The organism is Clavibacter nebraskensis NCPPB 2581, assembly GCF_000355695.1.
Taxonomy (GTDB): Bacteria; Actinomycetota; Actinomycetes; order Actinomycetales; family Microbacteriaceae; genus Clavibacter; species Clavibacter nebraskensis.
Genome location: NC_020891.1, coordinates 305,190 through 319,523 on the forward strand (window position 1 = coordinate 305,190; position 14,334 = coordinate 319,523).

A 14,334-nucleotide genomic window follows, 5' to 3' on the forward strand; every position below is an offset into this window, starting at 1 on the left:
GTCCTCATGCCCGCAGCCCCCGTGACCCGCGCCGCCGAGCTGCGGATCACCCGCGACCCGCTCGGTGCCGTCGCCGACCTCGCGCGGGCGTTCCGCCATGAGCCGCACGTGATCCTCGAGGAGGCGGGGCGGTTCTCGTGCGCGATCGGCGCGTGGGCGGAGGTCGTGGTCGACCGTCGGGTCGTCCGCCTGCGCGTCCCGGGCGCGGAGGACGTGGTCGTGCCGTGGCGGGAGCAGCCGCTGCGCCAGGTGGACCGGCTGCTCGCGAGCCTCGGCCCCGACCGCGGGCGGGCATACGGCACCGCGTCCTTCGAGCTGGCGTGCGCGCACGCGGGCATGCCGGTCGCCGCGGACGCGGGGGAGCTCCTGCACGTGATCCTGCCGCGCACGGAGGTGACCATCGCGGACGGCCGCGCGACCGTCCGATCGGGGGACGCGCGCGAGGCAGCGCTGGTCGCGCGGATCCTCGGCGCGGCCGAGCCCGCGGCGGGCCCCGACGCCGAGCTCGCCGCCCTCGAGCCCGCGCACGAGCGCCTCGGCGCGGCCGACCCCGAGGAGGGGCACGCGCGCTACCTGGCGGCGGTCGCGGCGGGCATCGCCGCCATCCGCGCGGGGGAGCTCCGGAAGGTCGTCCTGTCGCGCCGGGTGCCCGTCGCGGGAGAGGTCGACCTGCCCGCCACCTTCGTGCGGGGACGACGGGCGAACACGCCCGCCCGCTCCTACCTGCTGGGCCTCGGCGGGGTCGAGGCGGTGGGCTTCAGCCCCGAGATCGTCGTGGCGGTGGACGCCCGGGGCACCGTGCGCACCCAGCCGCTCGCCGGCACGCGCGCGCTCGTGGCCGACCCCGTCGAGTCGCGACGGCTGCGCGAGGAGCTCCTGTCGGACGCGAAGGAGATCCACGAGCACGCCATCTCGGTGAAGCTCGCGGTCGAGGAGATGGCGCCCGTGTGCCGGCCGGGCAGCGTGCGCGTCGAGGAGTTCATGGTGGTGGAGGAGCGCGGCACGGTGCAGCACCTGGCCTCCCGCGTCGCGGGCGAGCTCGTCGACGGCCTCACGTCCTGGGATGCGCTGGCCGCGTCATTCCCGGCCGTCACCGCCTCGGGCGTCCCCAAGCGCGCCGCGTTCGACCTCATCCGACGGCTGGAGGGGCGTGACCGCGGCCTCTACGCCGGCGCGGTCCTCCGGATCGACCCGGACGGCGCGCTCGACGCGGCCCTGGTGCTGCGGACGCTGTTCCGGTGCGGGGACGCGACGTGGATCCAGGCCGGTGCGGGCGTCATGGGGGAGTCCCGCCCGGCGCGCGAGCTCGAGGAGACGCGCGAGAAGCTGGCGAGCATCGCGGACCACGTCGTCCGCTCCCGCGAACCCGGCTTCGGGGCGGAGTCGACGGACGGGGGTGCCGCCCACGCCCGTGCACCGCGGGGATCCGCCGCCCGCCGGTGACGGGCCGCGGCTCAGACCCCGCCGCCCCCGCCTCCTCCCCCGCCGCCGCCGGAGGTCGTGCCTCCCGTGGATCCGCCGCTCGTGCTCGAGCCGGAGTACGTGCCGTGCATGCTCGACGACACCGACCCGAGGCTCGCCGCGAACACGGCGGGCGCGAACGGCGTCTGCCCGGCGTACCAGCTCGGCCGGCTCCGCTCGTGCTCGTAGCGGCGGCCGAGCTCGTCGGCCCACTCGCGCTCCTGGCCGAACACGGCGGCGTACGGCAGCAGCTCCTCGGTGAGGCGCAGCGCGTCGCGGTCGTCGCGGGGGAGGTCCTGCCGCTCGGCGCCCTCGGGCGACTGCAGCACGCGGATCCGGTCGGCCTCGGCCAGCCGGATGAACAGGCGGAGCCCTGCCAGGTGGTCGCGGAGGGCCACGCCGCGCTCGGTGAGCGGGTGCGTCACGAGCGCCGCGATCGTCACGCCGAGCGCGAGCACGGCCGCGACGAGGAACGCGATCACGACCGGCCCGCCGTACGCCAGCGCCAGCGCCAGCACCGCGAAGACGATCGCGGCGACCATCCCGAGCGTCGCCGCGACGAGCAGCAGCACGATGGGCCCCACCGGCAGCGGCCTGCGCAGGCCGTCCGTCACGGTGCGCTTCCGCACGCCGGCCATGAGCGCCTGGATCCGCGTCGCCACCTTCGTGTCGGTGCCCCGCAGCTCCTTCACCGCGCCGGCCCCGGCGTCGTCGCCGAAGACCGCGGCGACGAAGCGCCGCTCGTCGGGGTCGGTGACGCGCGACGGGTCCACCAGCTCCAGCGAGAACGCCGGCTTCCGGCCGCCGTCCCGCTCCAGGATCCGCACGGCGCCGCGCACCGCGAGGTCGAGCAGCAGCGCGGTGGTGGCGCGCGCGGCGTTCCCCGAGATCACCGACGACACCAGCACGCCGACGCCCCCCGGCGGCTCGTACCGCGCGACGATCGTGCCGCGGCCGGGCGCGTCGGCCAGGCGCCGGCGACGCAGCACGAGGGCGCCCGCGGCGGCGGCCAGCGCGAGCAGCGCGCCCGCGAGCGACAGCGCCGGCCACGGGGCCGCGAGGAACGACGAGTCGCGGGCCGTGAACGTGCCGCGCTCGAAGCCGATGGAGAGGCTGAGGTTCTCGCGCGGGCCGAGGTCGGTCGCGCTCGCCCGGAAGCCGGCGCCCGTGCGCGTGATCTCCGCGGGCCCGTCGGCGCCCGCGGGTCCCGCCGCGGCATCCGCCCCGCCCGTGAGCCGGGGGAGGAGCTCCGGCGCGATCTCCACGGTCGCCGACACGCGCCCGAACGGCTGCGCCCACCCGAGCCCGTTGACGTCCCAGTAGAACTCGTCGGCGTCCGTGTCCGCGTAGGCGCGGGTCACGTCGTGCTGCTCGTACTCGATCACGTAGGTCTGCTCGCCGCGCACGTACCGGTCGTCGTCGGCGATGGTGAGCACGAGCGCGCCGTCGTCCGTCTCGGAATCGTAGGCGCGCGGGACGCCTGCGCCGTCGCTCACGGAGAGCACGCGGAGCCCGGTCGGGTGGCCGTCGTAGCCCCGCACGAGCTCGCGGCGGATCCCGCGGTTCTGGTCCCGGTCGGGGAACTCCGCGACGAGCGTCTCGGTGGTGCGGAGCACGGAGCGGCCGTCCGCGTCGGCCGACAGCCGGTAGACGGCGTCGAACGAGCGGAACGAGAAGTCGTCCACGTCCGCGTGGGCCGGGGCGGCGAGCCCGAGCGGGATCGCGAGCGCGGTCAGCAGCGCGGCGACGAGCGCCAGCCGGATCCGGGCGGTGCGGCCCCTCACGCCGGGGCGGGTCCGCGCGCGCTCACGCACCGGTCGCCCCCGTGCTCGTGCCCGATCCCGTCTCGGGTCCTTCGTCGACCAGCCGCCACGCGGCGACGAACTCGCGGACGCGACCGGCGAGGTCCCCGCCCATGCCCACGACCGTGAGCGCGACGGCGCCGATCGCGCGCGCCGCCCGTCGCACGGGCTGACGCGGGCCGGCGTCCAGCAGCGCCTCGAGGACCTCGGCGGCAGCGGCCTCGTCCCGGCCGCCCTCACCGCCCGTGCCGGATGCGTCAGCGCTCGTCATCGTGCTCCCCTCGCGCGGCCCCCGCCGCGCTCGGAGTCAACCACGGGCGCCGTCCGCCAGCAGGGTCGCGGCGTCGGCGGCCAGACCCGAGTAGGCCGACTGCCGCTCGAGCCCGTCCGCCTCGCGCGCCGCGGCCTGCACGACCACCGTCCACGCGTCGTCCCCGTCCTCCACGAGGTAGGAGAGCGCGAGCGTGCCCACCGAGCTGCCGCCCTTGAACGCCACGTGGTCGAAGCGCTCCGGCTCGGGCAGGCCCGGGTTCGCTCCGAGGATCCCGCGCACGGGCTCCCCCGCGGGCGTCGCCGCGAGCTCCGCGAGGCGCAGGTGCGCGCGGGCGATGTCGTCGGGGGTCGCGAACCAGTCGGCGCCCGCGGTCCACACCACGTCCGTGACCGCCGTGACGGGCACGTCGAGGATCCCGCCCGGCAGCCCGTCGAGGAGCGCGCGCCGCTCGGCCGCGTCGCCGTCCGCCCACCGGGCGCGGAGCGCGCCGTCATCCTGCCAGCCGATGCGGAACAGGTCGCGCGTCGTCATGAGCGGCACGTTGCGCGGCGGATCCGAGTGGCCGAGGTCCGCGAGCGCCGCCTCCACGCGCTCCCGCCCCACCGCCTGGATGAGCATGTCGGTGGCCGTGTTGTCGCTGATCGCGATCATCTTCTCGGCGGTGTCGCGGACGCTCACGACGGTGCCGGTCGGGGCCTCCTGCAGCTCGCCGGAGGGGAGGCTGCGCACGTCGTCGGTCACGGTGAGCGGGTCGTCCCAGTCGATGCGGCCCTCCTCCACGGCCTGCACGAGCGCGCCCAGCACGTAGAGCTTGACGATGGATCCGATGGGCCGCGCGTCCGTGGCCCGCACGCCGTCGGGCAGCACCTCGAGGACCCGCTCGCCGAGGTCCCCGCCGGATGCGCGCGTGACCGTGAGCGACACGTCGCCGCCGAGCGCCGCGGCCTGCTCCTCCAGCTCCGCCCAGCTCGTGGCGGGCTCGCGATCGCCCTCCGGCTCGCCGAAGAATAGGCCGACGATGAGGCGGTCGTCGTCGACCGCGACCGTCATGTCGAAGGTGCCGCCCGCCTCGCTCGCGATGGTGGTGACGGACTGCCCGCCCTGCTCCTCGTGCGCGGTCGCGGTCCACGGGCGGCCCGCGCGCACCTGCTCCAGCACGGCCGCGAGGTCCTCCGCGGAGGTCGCGTCGAGCATCACCTGCGCGAGGCGCTCGCCGGTCTCCTGCACGGGCACCGCCTCATCGGAGTTCACGGTGTCGAGCAGCCACTGCGCCTGCTGGCCGACGGGCGATCCCGGCAGCACCACCGGCTCGGCGACGGCCGCGGGCGTGGCGGGATCCGCGGGCGACGCCGAGCACGCGCCCGTCAGGGCGGTGACGGCGGCGATGGCGAGGGCGATCGCGGCGCGCGCGGGGCGGGGTCGGCGGGTGGGACGGGGTGGTCGGAGCGGTGACGTGGGCATGCGTCCATCCGACAGGAACGGGGCCGCCCGGGCGTCCCCCAGGAGGGGGAATCGTCCGGGCGACCCCGTTCGTCGTGTCGTACCGCGGTCGGATCAGCCGCGCGGCTCGACCCGGCTCTGGCCCGCGTCGCGGCCGGAGACGACGTTCGTGTCGATGTCGAACGCCTGGTCGCCCGCGCCGATCGTGTGCTCGAGGATCTGGTCGAAGGCCCAGTTCTCCGGGATCTTGGCGCCGAGGTTCGCGCCCCAGCCGGTGGACATGTCGGCCACGTAGCTGAGCTCGGTGAGGTGCGCGGCGGCGAGGGTGCAGCAGACGCGGCGGCCCGCGTACACGCCCACGCGGTAGGCGCTGCCGCGGCGGCGGAGCTCGTCGTGGATGCCGCGGAAGTACGGCTCGATGTAGGTCTCGACCTCGTCGCGCGTCGCGTCGAAGTCGACCGCGTAGTAGATGGGCGTTCCCGGCAGGAAGCCGAGGCGGCGGGCCGCGTCGTCGGCCCGGCCGGCGGCACGCACCCCGAGGCCGTACGAGAAGTACGTGGTGTTGGTGCCGCCCTCCTGGAAGATCGGGAAGACCTTGAGACCGCCCGCGAAGATGGCGTCGAGCTCGCCGTCCTGGATGCGCTTGTCCAGCGGGTCGGGGATGTCCGAGTTCGTGAGGTAGCGCCCGACGATCGTGTAGCCGGCGTCCTTCAACGTCTTCGCGCGCGCGGCGGTGATGACGGTGATGCCGTCGGCCGCGTTGCCCGGGCGGGTCGGGTCGCCGTTGCTCGCGAGCAGCGCGGCCCACGTGCGGTAGTCGCCGCGGCCCGTCTCGGGGAGGGCCACCGTGCGCTGGAACTGCGAGAGGCGCACGCCCTGCTTGGCGGAGAAGGTGCCGTCGACCGGCCCGTCCCACGTGCTCATGACCACGAGCGACGCCTGGAGCAGGTGCACGAGGTAGCCGGTGGTGTCGGCGGATCCCACGGTGAGGGTCGCCTGCTTCTGCAGGGTCCTGCGGGTGAGCGGCCCGAACACGCCGTTGGCGGTGGCCTCGTCGATGCCCATCTCGAGCTGGAGGGCGTGGATGAGGGCTTTGTGCGAGTCGCTGGTCCACACGCCGTCGGTGGTGACGGCCGGGAAGCCGGTGCGGGCGCCGTAGCGCGCGACGAGCTGCTTCTGGATGTCGCGGACGACCGGGCGGCCGTTCGACGCGAGCGGGACCTCGGGGATCGGGGTCGCGGGGGTGGTCGCCTCGTCGGCGTGCGCGGGACCCGCGGCGACGAGGGCGACGGGGACGGCGGCGATCGCGCCCCCCAGGACGGAGCGTCGTGACAGGACGGTGCTTCGAGACTGGTTCATCGGTGTGCCTCCCATGCCGGACCACCGAGCAGGCCGGTCCGCAGGGCGGCACGGTCGTCCGGGGACGGCGGTCTGCGGTTGTCCGACGGCCTGATGGCGACGCGTTCTGCCGCCGGGCCGAGCGGGCGTGAAAGGTCACCGTACGTGACGCCGGTGCGCGGCGCCGCCCGGCATCCACAGGGGAGCCGGGCGGCGGGTGGTGCGACGTGGTGCGATGCGGCGGGCGTCAGCGGTCGGCGGGCGCGGATCCCGCGGGGCCGGTGGGTCCGTCGTCGCCCGCACCCCGGTCGCCCGGGCGCATGCGGTCGCGCGCGTGGTGCAGCGTGTCCGATGGGACGGGCGGCACCCCGCGGGAGAGCCGTGCGAGGCCGAGCCGGACGACGACCGCGGTCGCGATCCCGAACAGCGCCAGCGTGATGAGCGTCGCCGCCCACAGCGGCAGCGCGAGCAGCAGGAGCGCCACGATCACCGCGGCGAGGAGCCCCAGCGACACGAGCGCGAGCGCGACGCCCGCGCCCAGCAGGATGGCGCCCGAGCGGGCGGACCGGGCGCGCTCGCCGATCTCCCGCTTGGCGGAGTCGATCTCCGCGCGCACCGCGCGGAGCAGGGGGTCGATGGCCTTCTGGGCGAAGGACCCGCCCAGCCAACCGCCGCGGGAGGAGCTGTCGTCGTCGATCATGGTGCGTCTCTTCTCTCGTGCAGGGGGCGGCCAGACGACCGCCCCGGCCCGGATCGCGGGGATCCGGACCGGGGCGGTCGCGGGTGGATCAGGCCAGGCGCGTCTCGCTCGACATGCTCGAGCGGAGGCCGCCGGTGATCTGGATGACGACCGGCACCTCGGTGCCGAGGACGGCGTCGAGCCGGGTCACGGCCTCGTCGACCGTGCGGCGGACCGCGACGGGCGAGACGCCGCGGCGGGCGACCGCGGTGACCCGCAGCGTGGTGGCGCGCGCCACCTCGAACGCCGTGACGTCGACGGACACGATCGCGGAGTCGCCGCGGAGCGCGTCCCCGAGCAGCTGCTCGGCGACCTTCGCGTCGATGACGACGGATCCGCCCGTGGGCGTCCCGGCGTCGCGACCGCCCTCGAGGCGCACGAGCGTCCCGGTGCGGCCGTGCCCCTGACGGAGCGCGAACCAGGCGAGGACCACGATGAGGACGAGCGCCGCGAGGGCGACGACCCAGAGGATCCACGGCTGCCCGCCGGAGAGCGCGTCCCCGACCGGCTGCTTCGCGTCGGACGCCGCGCCGGAGACCGTGGACTGCACGTCGGGCAGGAGGCTGCCGGCGCCGAGCGCGACGCCCGCGGCGATCAGGACGAGCCCGACCACGATGACGAGGAGGCGGTTCAGCGCCCTGTTCGTGCTGGTCATGAGCCCACCTTCCCGTCCTTCGCGAGCGTCACCTTGGCGGTGAGCTTCGGCGTGTAGCCGTAGCCGTCGAGCTCGGCCCGGACGGCCTGCTCGATGGTGGCCTTGTCCGGCGTGTATCCCGTGGAGGGGGTGAGCCGGACGAGCACCTGGCGCTTCGAGACGGAGACGTCGACCTGGTCGGGCGACACCTCGCCCGCGTAGCTGGCGGTGAGGGCGATGGAGCGGGCGATGACGCGGTCGTCGACGACGGCCGCGGTGCGGCCGAGGCTCGCGCCCCGGCGGCCGCGGCTGCCGGGCTTGATGCCCACGATCACCAGGATGATCCCGACGATCGCGACCACGACGCCGATGGCGACGAGCGCCCCGGCCGGGGCGGACGCGGCGTCGAGCGTCGCCGACGCGAGGTCGGCGGGCGCGAGCAGCAGCGGCGCGGTGCCGACGGCCGCGAGGATCGACTCGGTGCCGAGCCACGCGAGCACGAGGATCAGCAGCACGGCGAGCGTGATGGCGATCCCGGCGCGCGACGAGTGCGTCTCCCGCCGCACGAGGCGGCGGTAGGTGCTGTCGGTGCTCATGAGACCCTCCGGCGTTCCTGGATGCGGGCGCCCGTTATCCGGAGGTCGACCCGGCCCACGGTGGATCCCGTGAGGCCGAGCACGCGCTCGCGGACCTGGGTCTGCGCGGCGGTGAGGCGCTCCACCAGCGACCCCTCGCGGACCGGGCGGTCCGAGAGCGCGGGGACGCGGATGGGGGTGCGCGCCTCGACGGTGAGCTTGCCGCCCGCGTCCGTCAGCGTGACGGTGACGTCCGACGCGGGCACCTCGAGGGCGTCCGCGGTGACGGCGGAGATCACGCGGCGCACGGCGCGCGATGTGATCGTGGTGCGGCCGCGGGTCGTCTGCGACGCGGTGCCGGGCGTGCCGGGGGCTGCGATCGCGGAGCTCACGACGACCGGCGCCCGCGGAGGGCGTCGGCGAGGCCGCGGACGTCCAGCTTGCCCTCGAGGACGCGGCCGACGCCGAAGCCGACGGCCATGAAGATCAGGACGAGCAGGAAGCCGCCGAAGCCGAAGGCGAGCCCGGAGAGCGCGAGGACCGCGCCGACGAGGAGGCCCGTGACGGTGGGGGTCACTGGACGCGCTTCTCGGCCGCGTCGTCGTCGGACGACGTGGAGGAGGGGAGGTTCACGTCGGTGATGGTGACGTTGACCTCGGTGACCTCCATGCCGACGACCTGGTCGATGGCGTCGGTGATGGCGGAGCGCACGTCGTCGGCGACCTGCTGCAGGTCGACCGGGTACTCGGCGATGAGCGTGACGTCGACGGCGACCTGGGTCTCGCCGACCTCGACGGAGATGCCCTGGCCGCGGTCCTGCTGGCCGATGACGTTGCGGATCGCGCCGACGGCACGGGCCGCGCCGTTGCCGAGGTCGTGCACGCCGCGGACCTGGCGGGCCGCGATGCCGGCGACCTTCTCGATCACGCCGTCGGCGATGGTGTTCTTGCCGCCGGTGGTGCCGGTGCCGGTGCCGGTGACGCCGGTGGACGCGGACGTGGGGGTGATGCTCGACATGGTGTCTCTCTCTCGTGGTGGTCGGACGGTGATGGTGGTGCAGCTGCGGGACGCGGATCGGAGGGTGCCTCGCGATGCCGCCTCGTCATTCAGACGCATGGACCGGATGGTTCGGCACGCGGTTCAGGCGACTCCCAGGGAGGGCGCTCGCCGCTTCGCCTGTCGGACACGGCCGGGGGCGGGAGCGGATAGCGCCCCACGCCCGTCAGCCGCGCAGCGTCGCGCTCGGCAGCTCGCCGAAGCGCTCCGCATAGGAGGCGGCGAACCGTCCGAGGTGGCCGAAGCCCCACTGCTCGGCGACCGCCCGCACGGTGGTCGTGGTGGGCGAGGCGTCGCGCAGCTCGGCACGGACGCGGTCGAGCCGGATCCCGCGGAGCAGCGCGCTCGGGGTCGTGTCCTCGTGGCGCCGCACGGCGAGCTGGAGCACGCGCGTGCTGATGCCCGCCGCCCGGGCGGCATCGGCCGGCGTGATGGGCCGGTCGGCGTGGTGGTGCAGGTACTCGATGGCGGCGCGGACGGCGCTCATGCGCGGCGCCCGCATCTCGGCGCTGAAGGGCACGTCGTGCCACGGGAACAGCTGGAGGGTGGCGCGCGCGACGAGCAGGCCCGCCTGCATCCGCAGCAGCGGGCTCGACGCGGCGTCCTGCAGCACGGGGCTCGCCTCGCCGACCGCGCGGCGCCAGGCGGAGGTCTGCTCGGGCGACGGCGCACGGGTGTGGTCGAAGACGAGCGGGCGCGAGCGGCCGTCGTGCAGCTCGGCGGCGGTCTCCTCGAGGAAGGCCGCGTCGATGTGCACGAGGTTCTGCACCGCGGGCCCCGAGCGGAAGCTGAACGACCGGCCGGAGGGCAGGAGGAACGGGCGGGTGCCGCTCGAGCGCACCTCGTGCGAGCCGACGTCGACGGCGCCGGATCCCTCGCGCCACCAGGCGACGACGTAGTCGGGAAGCATGGGCAGCCGGCCCCAGTGCTCGGCGGGGAAGACCGACGAGCGGAGCGTCACGTTCTCGTCGCCGACGAACGAGTACCGGTACGAGAAGTCGCCCGGGCCCTTCGCGGCGCGGAAGTCGGTGCCCGGGTACAGGGCGGTGTAGCGCGCGACGGCCTCGTCGAGGTCGGTGCCGGCCATGTGGCCGCGGCGGAGCGCGGGCGCCGGGGCCTCGGCGGCCCAATCGGCGAGATCCGCGGCCCGGCCGTCGGAGGCCGCACCGCCCTCGTGGGGCGCGATGGTGTCGACGGTCGCGTCGCCGTCGTGCGGGCGCGTGCGGGGTGCGAGCCGGGGCGTGCCCGGCAGCCCGGCACCGCCGGCCCGCTCGGGGTCGAGCGCGGGCAGCGCGTGCAGGGGGGACGCGGCGCGGTGGCGCCCGTCGGGCGCGGATGCGGTGCTCATGGATCCTCCGTCCTGCGCGACCGGGATCCGATCGCGTGTCATGGAGTGGACGTTCGGGGCGGCGTGTTCGTCACGCTCAGGAGGGCGGATCCTCGTCCGGCGCCGGCCCGGACGGGCCCGGCCGGGACGCCTCCGCGGCGCCCCGACCCGCCCGCTGCCGCTAGTTCGCGGCGCTCGTGGTGATGCTGCCGTTGACGCCGGCGGGGTAGAACCCGCCACGGGTCACGGCCTTGCTGTTCAGGTACACGATGTTGAGGACCTGGCCGGTCGTGCGGCTGAACGCGATGCCGTTCGCGTCGGTCGGCACGAGGTTCGCGCCGCCCGAGACCGTGATGCCCTGGTCGAGGTCCGTGGACCCGTCGAGCGAGTCGCGCGCGTTCGAGATCGCGTTGGCGGGTGCCGCCAGGCCGCGGGCGAACAGCTGCGAGCGGATGATGCCCGCGTGGTACGCCTCGACCGCGAGGATCCCGGCGGCCGCCTCGAGGTACGTCGTGTTCGTGATGAGCGGCGCGGCGCCCTTGTACGCGGTCACTCCGACGTCCTCGAAGATGAAGGAGGCCAGCAGGAAGTTCTCCTGGTTCGCGAATGCGTCGAAGGCCTGGGTGCCGCTGATGAGGCCGGCGGCGCGGGCCGCGGACGTGAACGCGGCGTCCAGGTCGATCGCCGGGCGCGCGACCCGCGCGGAGCCGAGGGCGGCGCGGAGGAACTTGACGTGCGCCTTCTCGTCCTGCGCGATCTCGTACGCGTACTGGCGGATCGCGTAGTCCTGGAACTGGACCGCGCGGCCGCCCGTGACGGCGCCCAGGGTTCCGACGCCCGTGGTGTCGTTCGGGACGAGGCCGTTGCCGGTCACGGCGCGGAGGTAGAACTCGGCCTCCAGGTACTCGAGGTTGAGCGCGAAGTTGAGGACGGCGGCGTCTGTGACGGCGCCCGCGTCGGCCTCGGCCTGGGCGTCGGCCGCCTGGGCGCCCGTCGCGGGGATGAGGGCCGCGGCGCCGACGCCGAGACCGGCGACGCCGGCCGCGCTGAAGAAGCGGCGACGGTCGAGCGGCGACTGCGCGCTCCGGTCGATGGCCTGGGTGATGAACTTCCTGTCGAACATGTGCACGCTCCGAGGAGGTCGGCGGTGCGCATGGCTCGTCCATGGGCATCCGCGCTGCCCACGATCCGCCCGTATCGGCTTGTGCACAATGCCTTAGCCCCCAGATGGTGCTGGGATCCGGTCCGGAGCTACCGGTATGCGGGTCCAGGTCCCGCGTCCGGGGGTCGTGATGTCGGGGGGCGCGCGTAGAACGGACACGTGACCGAACCCGCCCTCGTCGCCGACCCGAAGCCGCGCCGCGCGCTGCTCGACATCACCCGCATCTACGCGGAGCCGGCCGCCCTGGAGCTGCCGCGCGGGCAGGAGATCGTGGGCGCGTGGCCGGACGCCACCATCGTCGAGGTCGCCTCGCACTGGCAGATCCCCGAGGTCCATGGCGACGAGGCGAACGTCGCGCGCTGGGTGCGCATCAAGACGGAGGCGCTCGTCGTGGGCGTCAAGAAGTCGCTCGTCACCAGGCCCAACGGCCGCTCGGCCGACTTCATCGCGCCGTCCACCGCCAACGGCTGCGCCATGGCCTGCGCGTACTGCTACGTGCCGCGGCGCAAGGGGTACAGCAACCCCATCACGGTGTTCGCGAACATCGAGCAGATCCAGCGCCACGGCGCCCGCCACATCGCCAAGCAGGGGCCCAAGGTCGAGCCCAACCAGTGCGACCCCGAGGCGTGGGTCTACGACATCGGCGAGAACAGCGACTGCTCGGCCGACGCGCGCGTCAGCGAGAACGTGCGCGACCTCGTCGAGCTGTTCCGCATGTCGCCCACCGCCACGGCGTCCTTCGCCACCAATCACGTCAACCGCGAGATGCTCCAGTGGGATCCGATGGGCCGCACGCGCGTCCGCTTCTCGCTCATGCCGGAGGCCGTCGCCCGCGTCACCGACATCCGCACGTCGCCCATCCCGGAGCGCATCGCCGCCATCGACGACTTCGTCGAGGCCGGCTACGAGGTGCACCTCAACTTCTCGCCCGTCATCCTCACGCCGGGCTGGCGCTCCGAGTGGGAGCAGCTGCTCCGCACGCTCGACGACACCCTCGCGCCCGCCACCAAGGCGCAGCTCGCCGCCGAGGTCATCATGCTCACGCACAACGAGCAGCTCCACGAGGTCAACATGGGCTGGCACCCGAATGCCGAGGAGCTCATCTGGCAGCCGGGCATGCAGGAGCGCAAGGTCAGCGAGAACGGCGCGATCAACGTGCGCTACCGCCGGGGCCTCAAGGGCGATGCGGTGGCCGAGTTCACGGCCCTCGTCCGCCGGATCATGCCGTACTGCCGCATCCGCTACGCGTTCTGAGGGGGGGGCGGCGGCGGCCCGGACAGCACGACGCGGGGCGCCCGGAGGCACCCCGCCGTCGCGACGCGTCGCTTCTAGCTCGTGAAGCGGTCGATCCAGCCCGCGACCGGGCGCTGCTGCTCGCCCTGCTGGGCGGCGAGGACCACGAGCACCGCGGTGAGCGCGGGGATCGCCCACTGCAGCGCCTTCTGCTGCTTTTGGGCCTTGGCCAGCTCGTCGGAGCTGCCGGCGCCGGGCTCGGTCGTGCCCGCTGCACCCTCGTCCGCGTGCTTCGCCATCTTCGTGCCGACGAGCGCCGAGTAGAGCGTCACGCCAGCCGCGCCGATGGTGAGGACGGCCTTGGCCTTCGTGTTGGTGCGGGCCTCCCCCTGGGCCGCGAGACGGCCCTTGTTCGCGGAGATCAGGCCGAGGCCGCCGATGGCGTGCGCGCCGAGGGCGGCGAGCTGCACGGGTGCCCAGCGGGCCCAGCCGATGGACGAGAGGCGGAGGCGCTCCTGCGGCTGCTTCGCCTTCGCCGTCGCGCCGTTGAGGCCGACGGCGCCCATGAGGGATCCGCCGAACCAGGCCGCGAGGCCCAGGTCGTGCATGCTCCTGATGACGGTGTTGCGTTCTGACATGGTGCTTCTCCCGAGTCGTCCGCGACCGCCCGCGGGGCGATCGCTGTCTGTGAGCTGGACGCTACGCCCGGGATCGAGCAGTGTGTCCGCGGGTGGCGGATGCCCAGGATCACGCCATCGACCGGCGTCGCCGTCCGGTGCCCGGATCCTGGGAGTCGGGCCCCGTGCCCTTGGCGCGCCTCCCGCGGCCCGGTTGGCTGGACGCGTGCTCGCCGTCCGGCGGGACGGACGACACGAGGGGACGGATGCCATGGGCAAGGCGTGGATGGTGATGGTCGCGGCGGTGCTCGGCGGCCACGGGTTCGTGGGGCTCTTCATCGAGGGGTCGCACATGCTGGGGGTCCTCAACGTCGACTTCTTCCTCGACGCCCTCTACCTGCTGAGCGCGCTCGCGCTGCTCGTCGCCGGCACCCGTCAGCTCGGCGCCGGCGCGATCCGCGCGACGCTCGCGGCCTTCGGCGGCCTGTACACGCTCATGGGCGTGCTGAGCCTGCTCGATCCCCGGCTCGGCGGCCTCGCGCCCACCGGCTTCACCATCGTCGACGACTTCCTCTTCTTCGGCATCGGCCTCTCGGGCCTCGTCCTCGCGCTCACGCCCAGCTCGGCCGAGCCGCTCACCACGGGCGGCAAGCCGCTCAACTAGCGGGAACGCGAC

The 14,334-nt window shown here is 74.7% G+C and carries 16 protein-coding genes; 3 read left to right on the forward strand and 13 right to left on the reverse strand.

The window, feature by feature from the left end:
• Positions 1-6: 6 nt before the first annotated feature.
• Positions 7-1,443: a salicylate synthase gene (locus CMN_RS01470; protein WP_015489096.1), complete on the forward strand. Its 1,437-nt coding sequence runs from the start codon at positions 7-9 to the stop codon at positions 1,441-1,443.
• Positions 1,444-1,454: 11 nt separating this feature from the next.
• On the opposite strand, the gene CMN_RS01475 is transcribed toward CMN_RS01470, so the two are convergent.
• From CMN_RS01475 to CMN_RS01530, 12 genes are all read right to left on the reverse strand, one after another.
• On the reverse strand, positions 1,455-3,245 hold the full coding sequence (locus CMN_RS01475) for a DUF2207 domain-containing protein (protein WP_227077716.1): 1,791 nt from the start codon (positions 3,243-3,245) through the stop codon (positions 1,455-1,457).
• A 22-nt stretch (positions 3,246-3,267) separates the two neighbouring features.
• Positions 3,268-3,534, reverse strand: a complete 267-nt coding sequence (locus CMN_RS01480) for a hypothetical protein (protein ID WP_015489098.1) — start codon at positions 3,532-3,534, stop codon at positions 3,268-3,270.
• Positions 3,535-3,570: 36 nt separating this feature from the next.
• A complete protein-coding gene (locus CMN_RS01485) occupies positions 3,571-4,998 on the reverse strand; it encodes a serine hydrolase (RefSeq protein WP_015489099.1) in 1,428 nt (475 codons plus the stop codon).
• Between the two features lie 93 nt (positions 4,999-5,091).
• Complete coding sequence (locus tag CMN_RS01490) at positions 5,092-6,336, reverse strand: glycoside hydrolase domain-containing protein (protein ID WP_015489100.1); 1,245 nt, start codon at positions 6,334-6,336, stop codon at positions 5,092-5,094.
• 226 nt (positions 6,337-6,562) lie between these two features.
• Complete coding sequence (locus tag CMN_RS01495; protein WP_015489101.1) at positions 6,563-7,015, reverse strand: phage holin family protein; 453 nt, start codon at positions 7,013-7,015, stop codon at positions 6,563-6,565.
• Between the two features lie 88 nt (positions 7,016-7,103).
• Complete coding sequence (locus CMN_RS01500; RefSeq protein ID WP_015489102.1) at positions 7,104-7,709, reverse strand: hypothetical protein; 606 nt, start codon at positions 7,707-7,709, stop codon at positions 7,104-7,106.
• The gene (locus CMN_RS01505; protein ID WP_015489103.1) at positions 7,706-8,284 is read right to left on the reverse strand and encodes a hypothetical protein; all 579 of its coding nucleotides are present in this window, start codon (positions 8,282-8,284) and stop codon (positions 7,706-7,708) included. Before CMN_RS01505 ends, CMN_RS01500 begins: the two co-directional genes overlap by 4 nt.
• The gene (locus CMN_RS01510) at positions 8,281-8,655 is read right to left on the reverse strand and encodes a hypothetical protein (RefSeq protein ID WP_015489104.1); all 375 of its coding nucleotides are present in this window, start codon (positions 8,653-8,655) and stop codon (positions 8,281-8,283) included. The genes CMN_RS01505 and CMN_RS01510 overlap by 4 nt, the downstream gene beginning before the upstream one ends.
• On the reverse strand, positions 8,652-8,840 hold the full coding sequence (locus CMN_RS01515; RefSeq protein ID WP_015489105.1) for a DUF2273 domain-containing protein: 189 nt from the start codon (positions 8,838-8,840) through the stop codon (positions 8,652-8,654). The genes CMN_RS01510 and CMN_RS01515 overlap by 4 nt, the downstream gene beginning before the upstream one ends.
• Positions 8,837-9,280, reverse strand: coding sequence for an Asp23/Gls24 family envelope stress response protein (locus tag CMN_RS01520; RefSeq protein WP_015489106.1), 444 nt, complete (start codon positions 9,278-9,280; stop codon positions 8,837-8,839). Before CMN_RS01520 ends, CMN_RS01515 begins: the two co-directional genes overlap by 4 nt.
• A gap of 205 nt (positions 9,281-9,485) precedes the next feature.
• Complete coding sequence (locus CMN_RS01525) at positions 9,486-10,667, reverse strand: helix-turn-helix transcriptional regulator (protein WP_015489107.1); 1,182 nt, start codon at positions 10,665-10,667, stop codon at positions 9,486-9,488.
• A gap of 160 nt (positions 10,668-10,827) precedes the next feature.
• On the reverse strand, positions 10,828-11,769 hold the full coding sequence (locus tag CMN_RS01530; RefSeq protein ID WP_015489108.1) for a ferritin-like domain-containing protein: 942 nt from the start codon (positions 11,767-11,769) through the stop codon (positions 10,828-10,830).
• Positions 11,770-11,967: 198 nt separating this feature from the next.
• On the opposite strand from CMN_RS01530, the gene CMN_RS01535 reads away from it, so the two are divergent.
• Positions 11,968-13,062 carry a spore photoproduct lyase family protein gene (locus CMN_RS01535; RefSeq protein ID WP_015489109.1) on the forward strand — a complete coding sequence of 365 codons (1,095 nt, stop codon included), beginning with the start codon at positions 11,968-11,970 and terminating at the stop codon, positions 13,060-13,062.
• Between the two features lie 74 nt (positions 13,063-13,136).
• Here CMN_RS01535 and CMN_RS01540 read toward each other — a convergent pair whose 3' ends face one another.
• A complete protein-coding gene (locus tag CMN_RS01540) occupies positions 13,137-13,679 on the reverse strand; it encodes a hypothetical protein (RefSeq protein WP_015489110.1) in 543 nt (180 codons plus the stop codon).
• A 250-nt stretch (positions 13,680-13,929) separates the two neighbouring features.
• On the opposite strand from CMN_RS01540, the gene CMN_RS01545 reads away from it, so the two are divergent.
• Entirely contained in the window at positions 13,930-14,322 is a 393-nt protein-coding gene (locus CMN_RS01545; RefSeq protein ID WP_015489111.1) for a hypothetical protein, read from the forward strand.
• Positions 14,323-14,334: the final 12 nt, after the last annotated feature.

Coding starts and splice junctions, on each gene's coding strand:
- CMN_RS01470 (WP_015489096.1), top strand. CDS start 7: ATGCCCGCAGCCCCCGTGACCCGCGCCGCCGAGCTGCGGATCACCCGC.
- CMN_RS01480 (WP_015489098.1), bottom strand. CDS start 3,534: ATGACGAGCGCTGACGCATCCGGCACGGGCGGTGAGGGCGGCCGGGAC.
- CMN_RS01485 (WP_015489099.1), bottom strand. CDS start 4,998: ATGCCCACGTCACCGCTCCGACCACCCCGTCCCACCCGCCGACCCCGC.
- CMN_RS01490 (WP_015489100.1), bottom strand. CDS start 6,336: ATGAACCAGTCTCGAAGCACCGTCCTGTCACGACGCTCCGTCCTGGGG.
- CMN_RS01495 (WP_015489101.1), bottom strand. CDS start 7,015: ATGATCGACGACGACAGCTCCTCCCGCGGCGGTTGGCTGGGCGGGTCC.
- CMN_RS01500 (WP_015489102.1), bottom strand. CDS start 7,709: ATGACCAGCACGAACAGGGCGCTGAACCGCCTCCTCGTCATCGTGGTC.
- CMN_RS01505 (WP_015489103.1), bottom strand. CDS start 8,284: ATGAGCACCGACAGCACCTACCGCCGCCTCGTGCGGCGGGAGACGCAC.
- CMN_RS01520 (WP_015489106.1), bottom strand. CDS start 9,280: ATGTCGAGCATCACCCCCACGTCCGCGTCCACCGGCGTCACCGGCACC.
- CMN_RS01525 (WP_015489107.1), bottom strand. CDS start 10,667: ATGAGCACCGCATCCGCGCCCGACGGGCGCCACCGCGCCGCGTCCCCC.
- CMN_RS01530 (WP_015489108.1), bottom strand. CDS start 11,769: ATGTTCGACAGGAAGTTCATCACCCAGGCCATCGACCGGAGCGCGCAG.
- CMN_RS01540 (WP_015489110.1), bottom strand. CDS start 13,679: ATGTCAGAACGCAACACCGTCATCAGGAGCATGCACGACCTGGGCCTC.
- CMN_RS01545 (WP_015489111.1), top strand. CDS start 13,930: ATGGGCAAGGCGTGGATGGTGATGGTCGCGGCGGTGCTCGGCGGCCAC.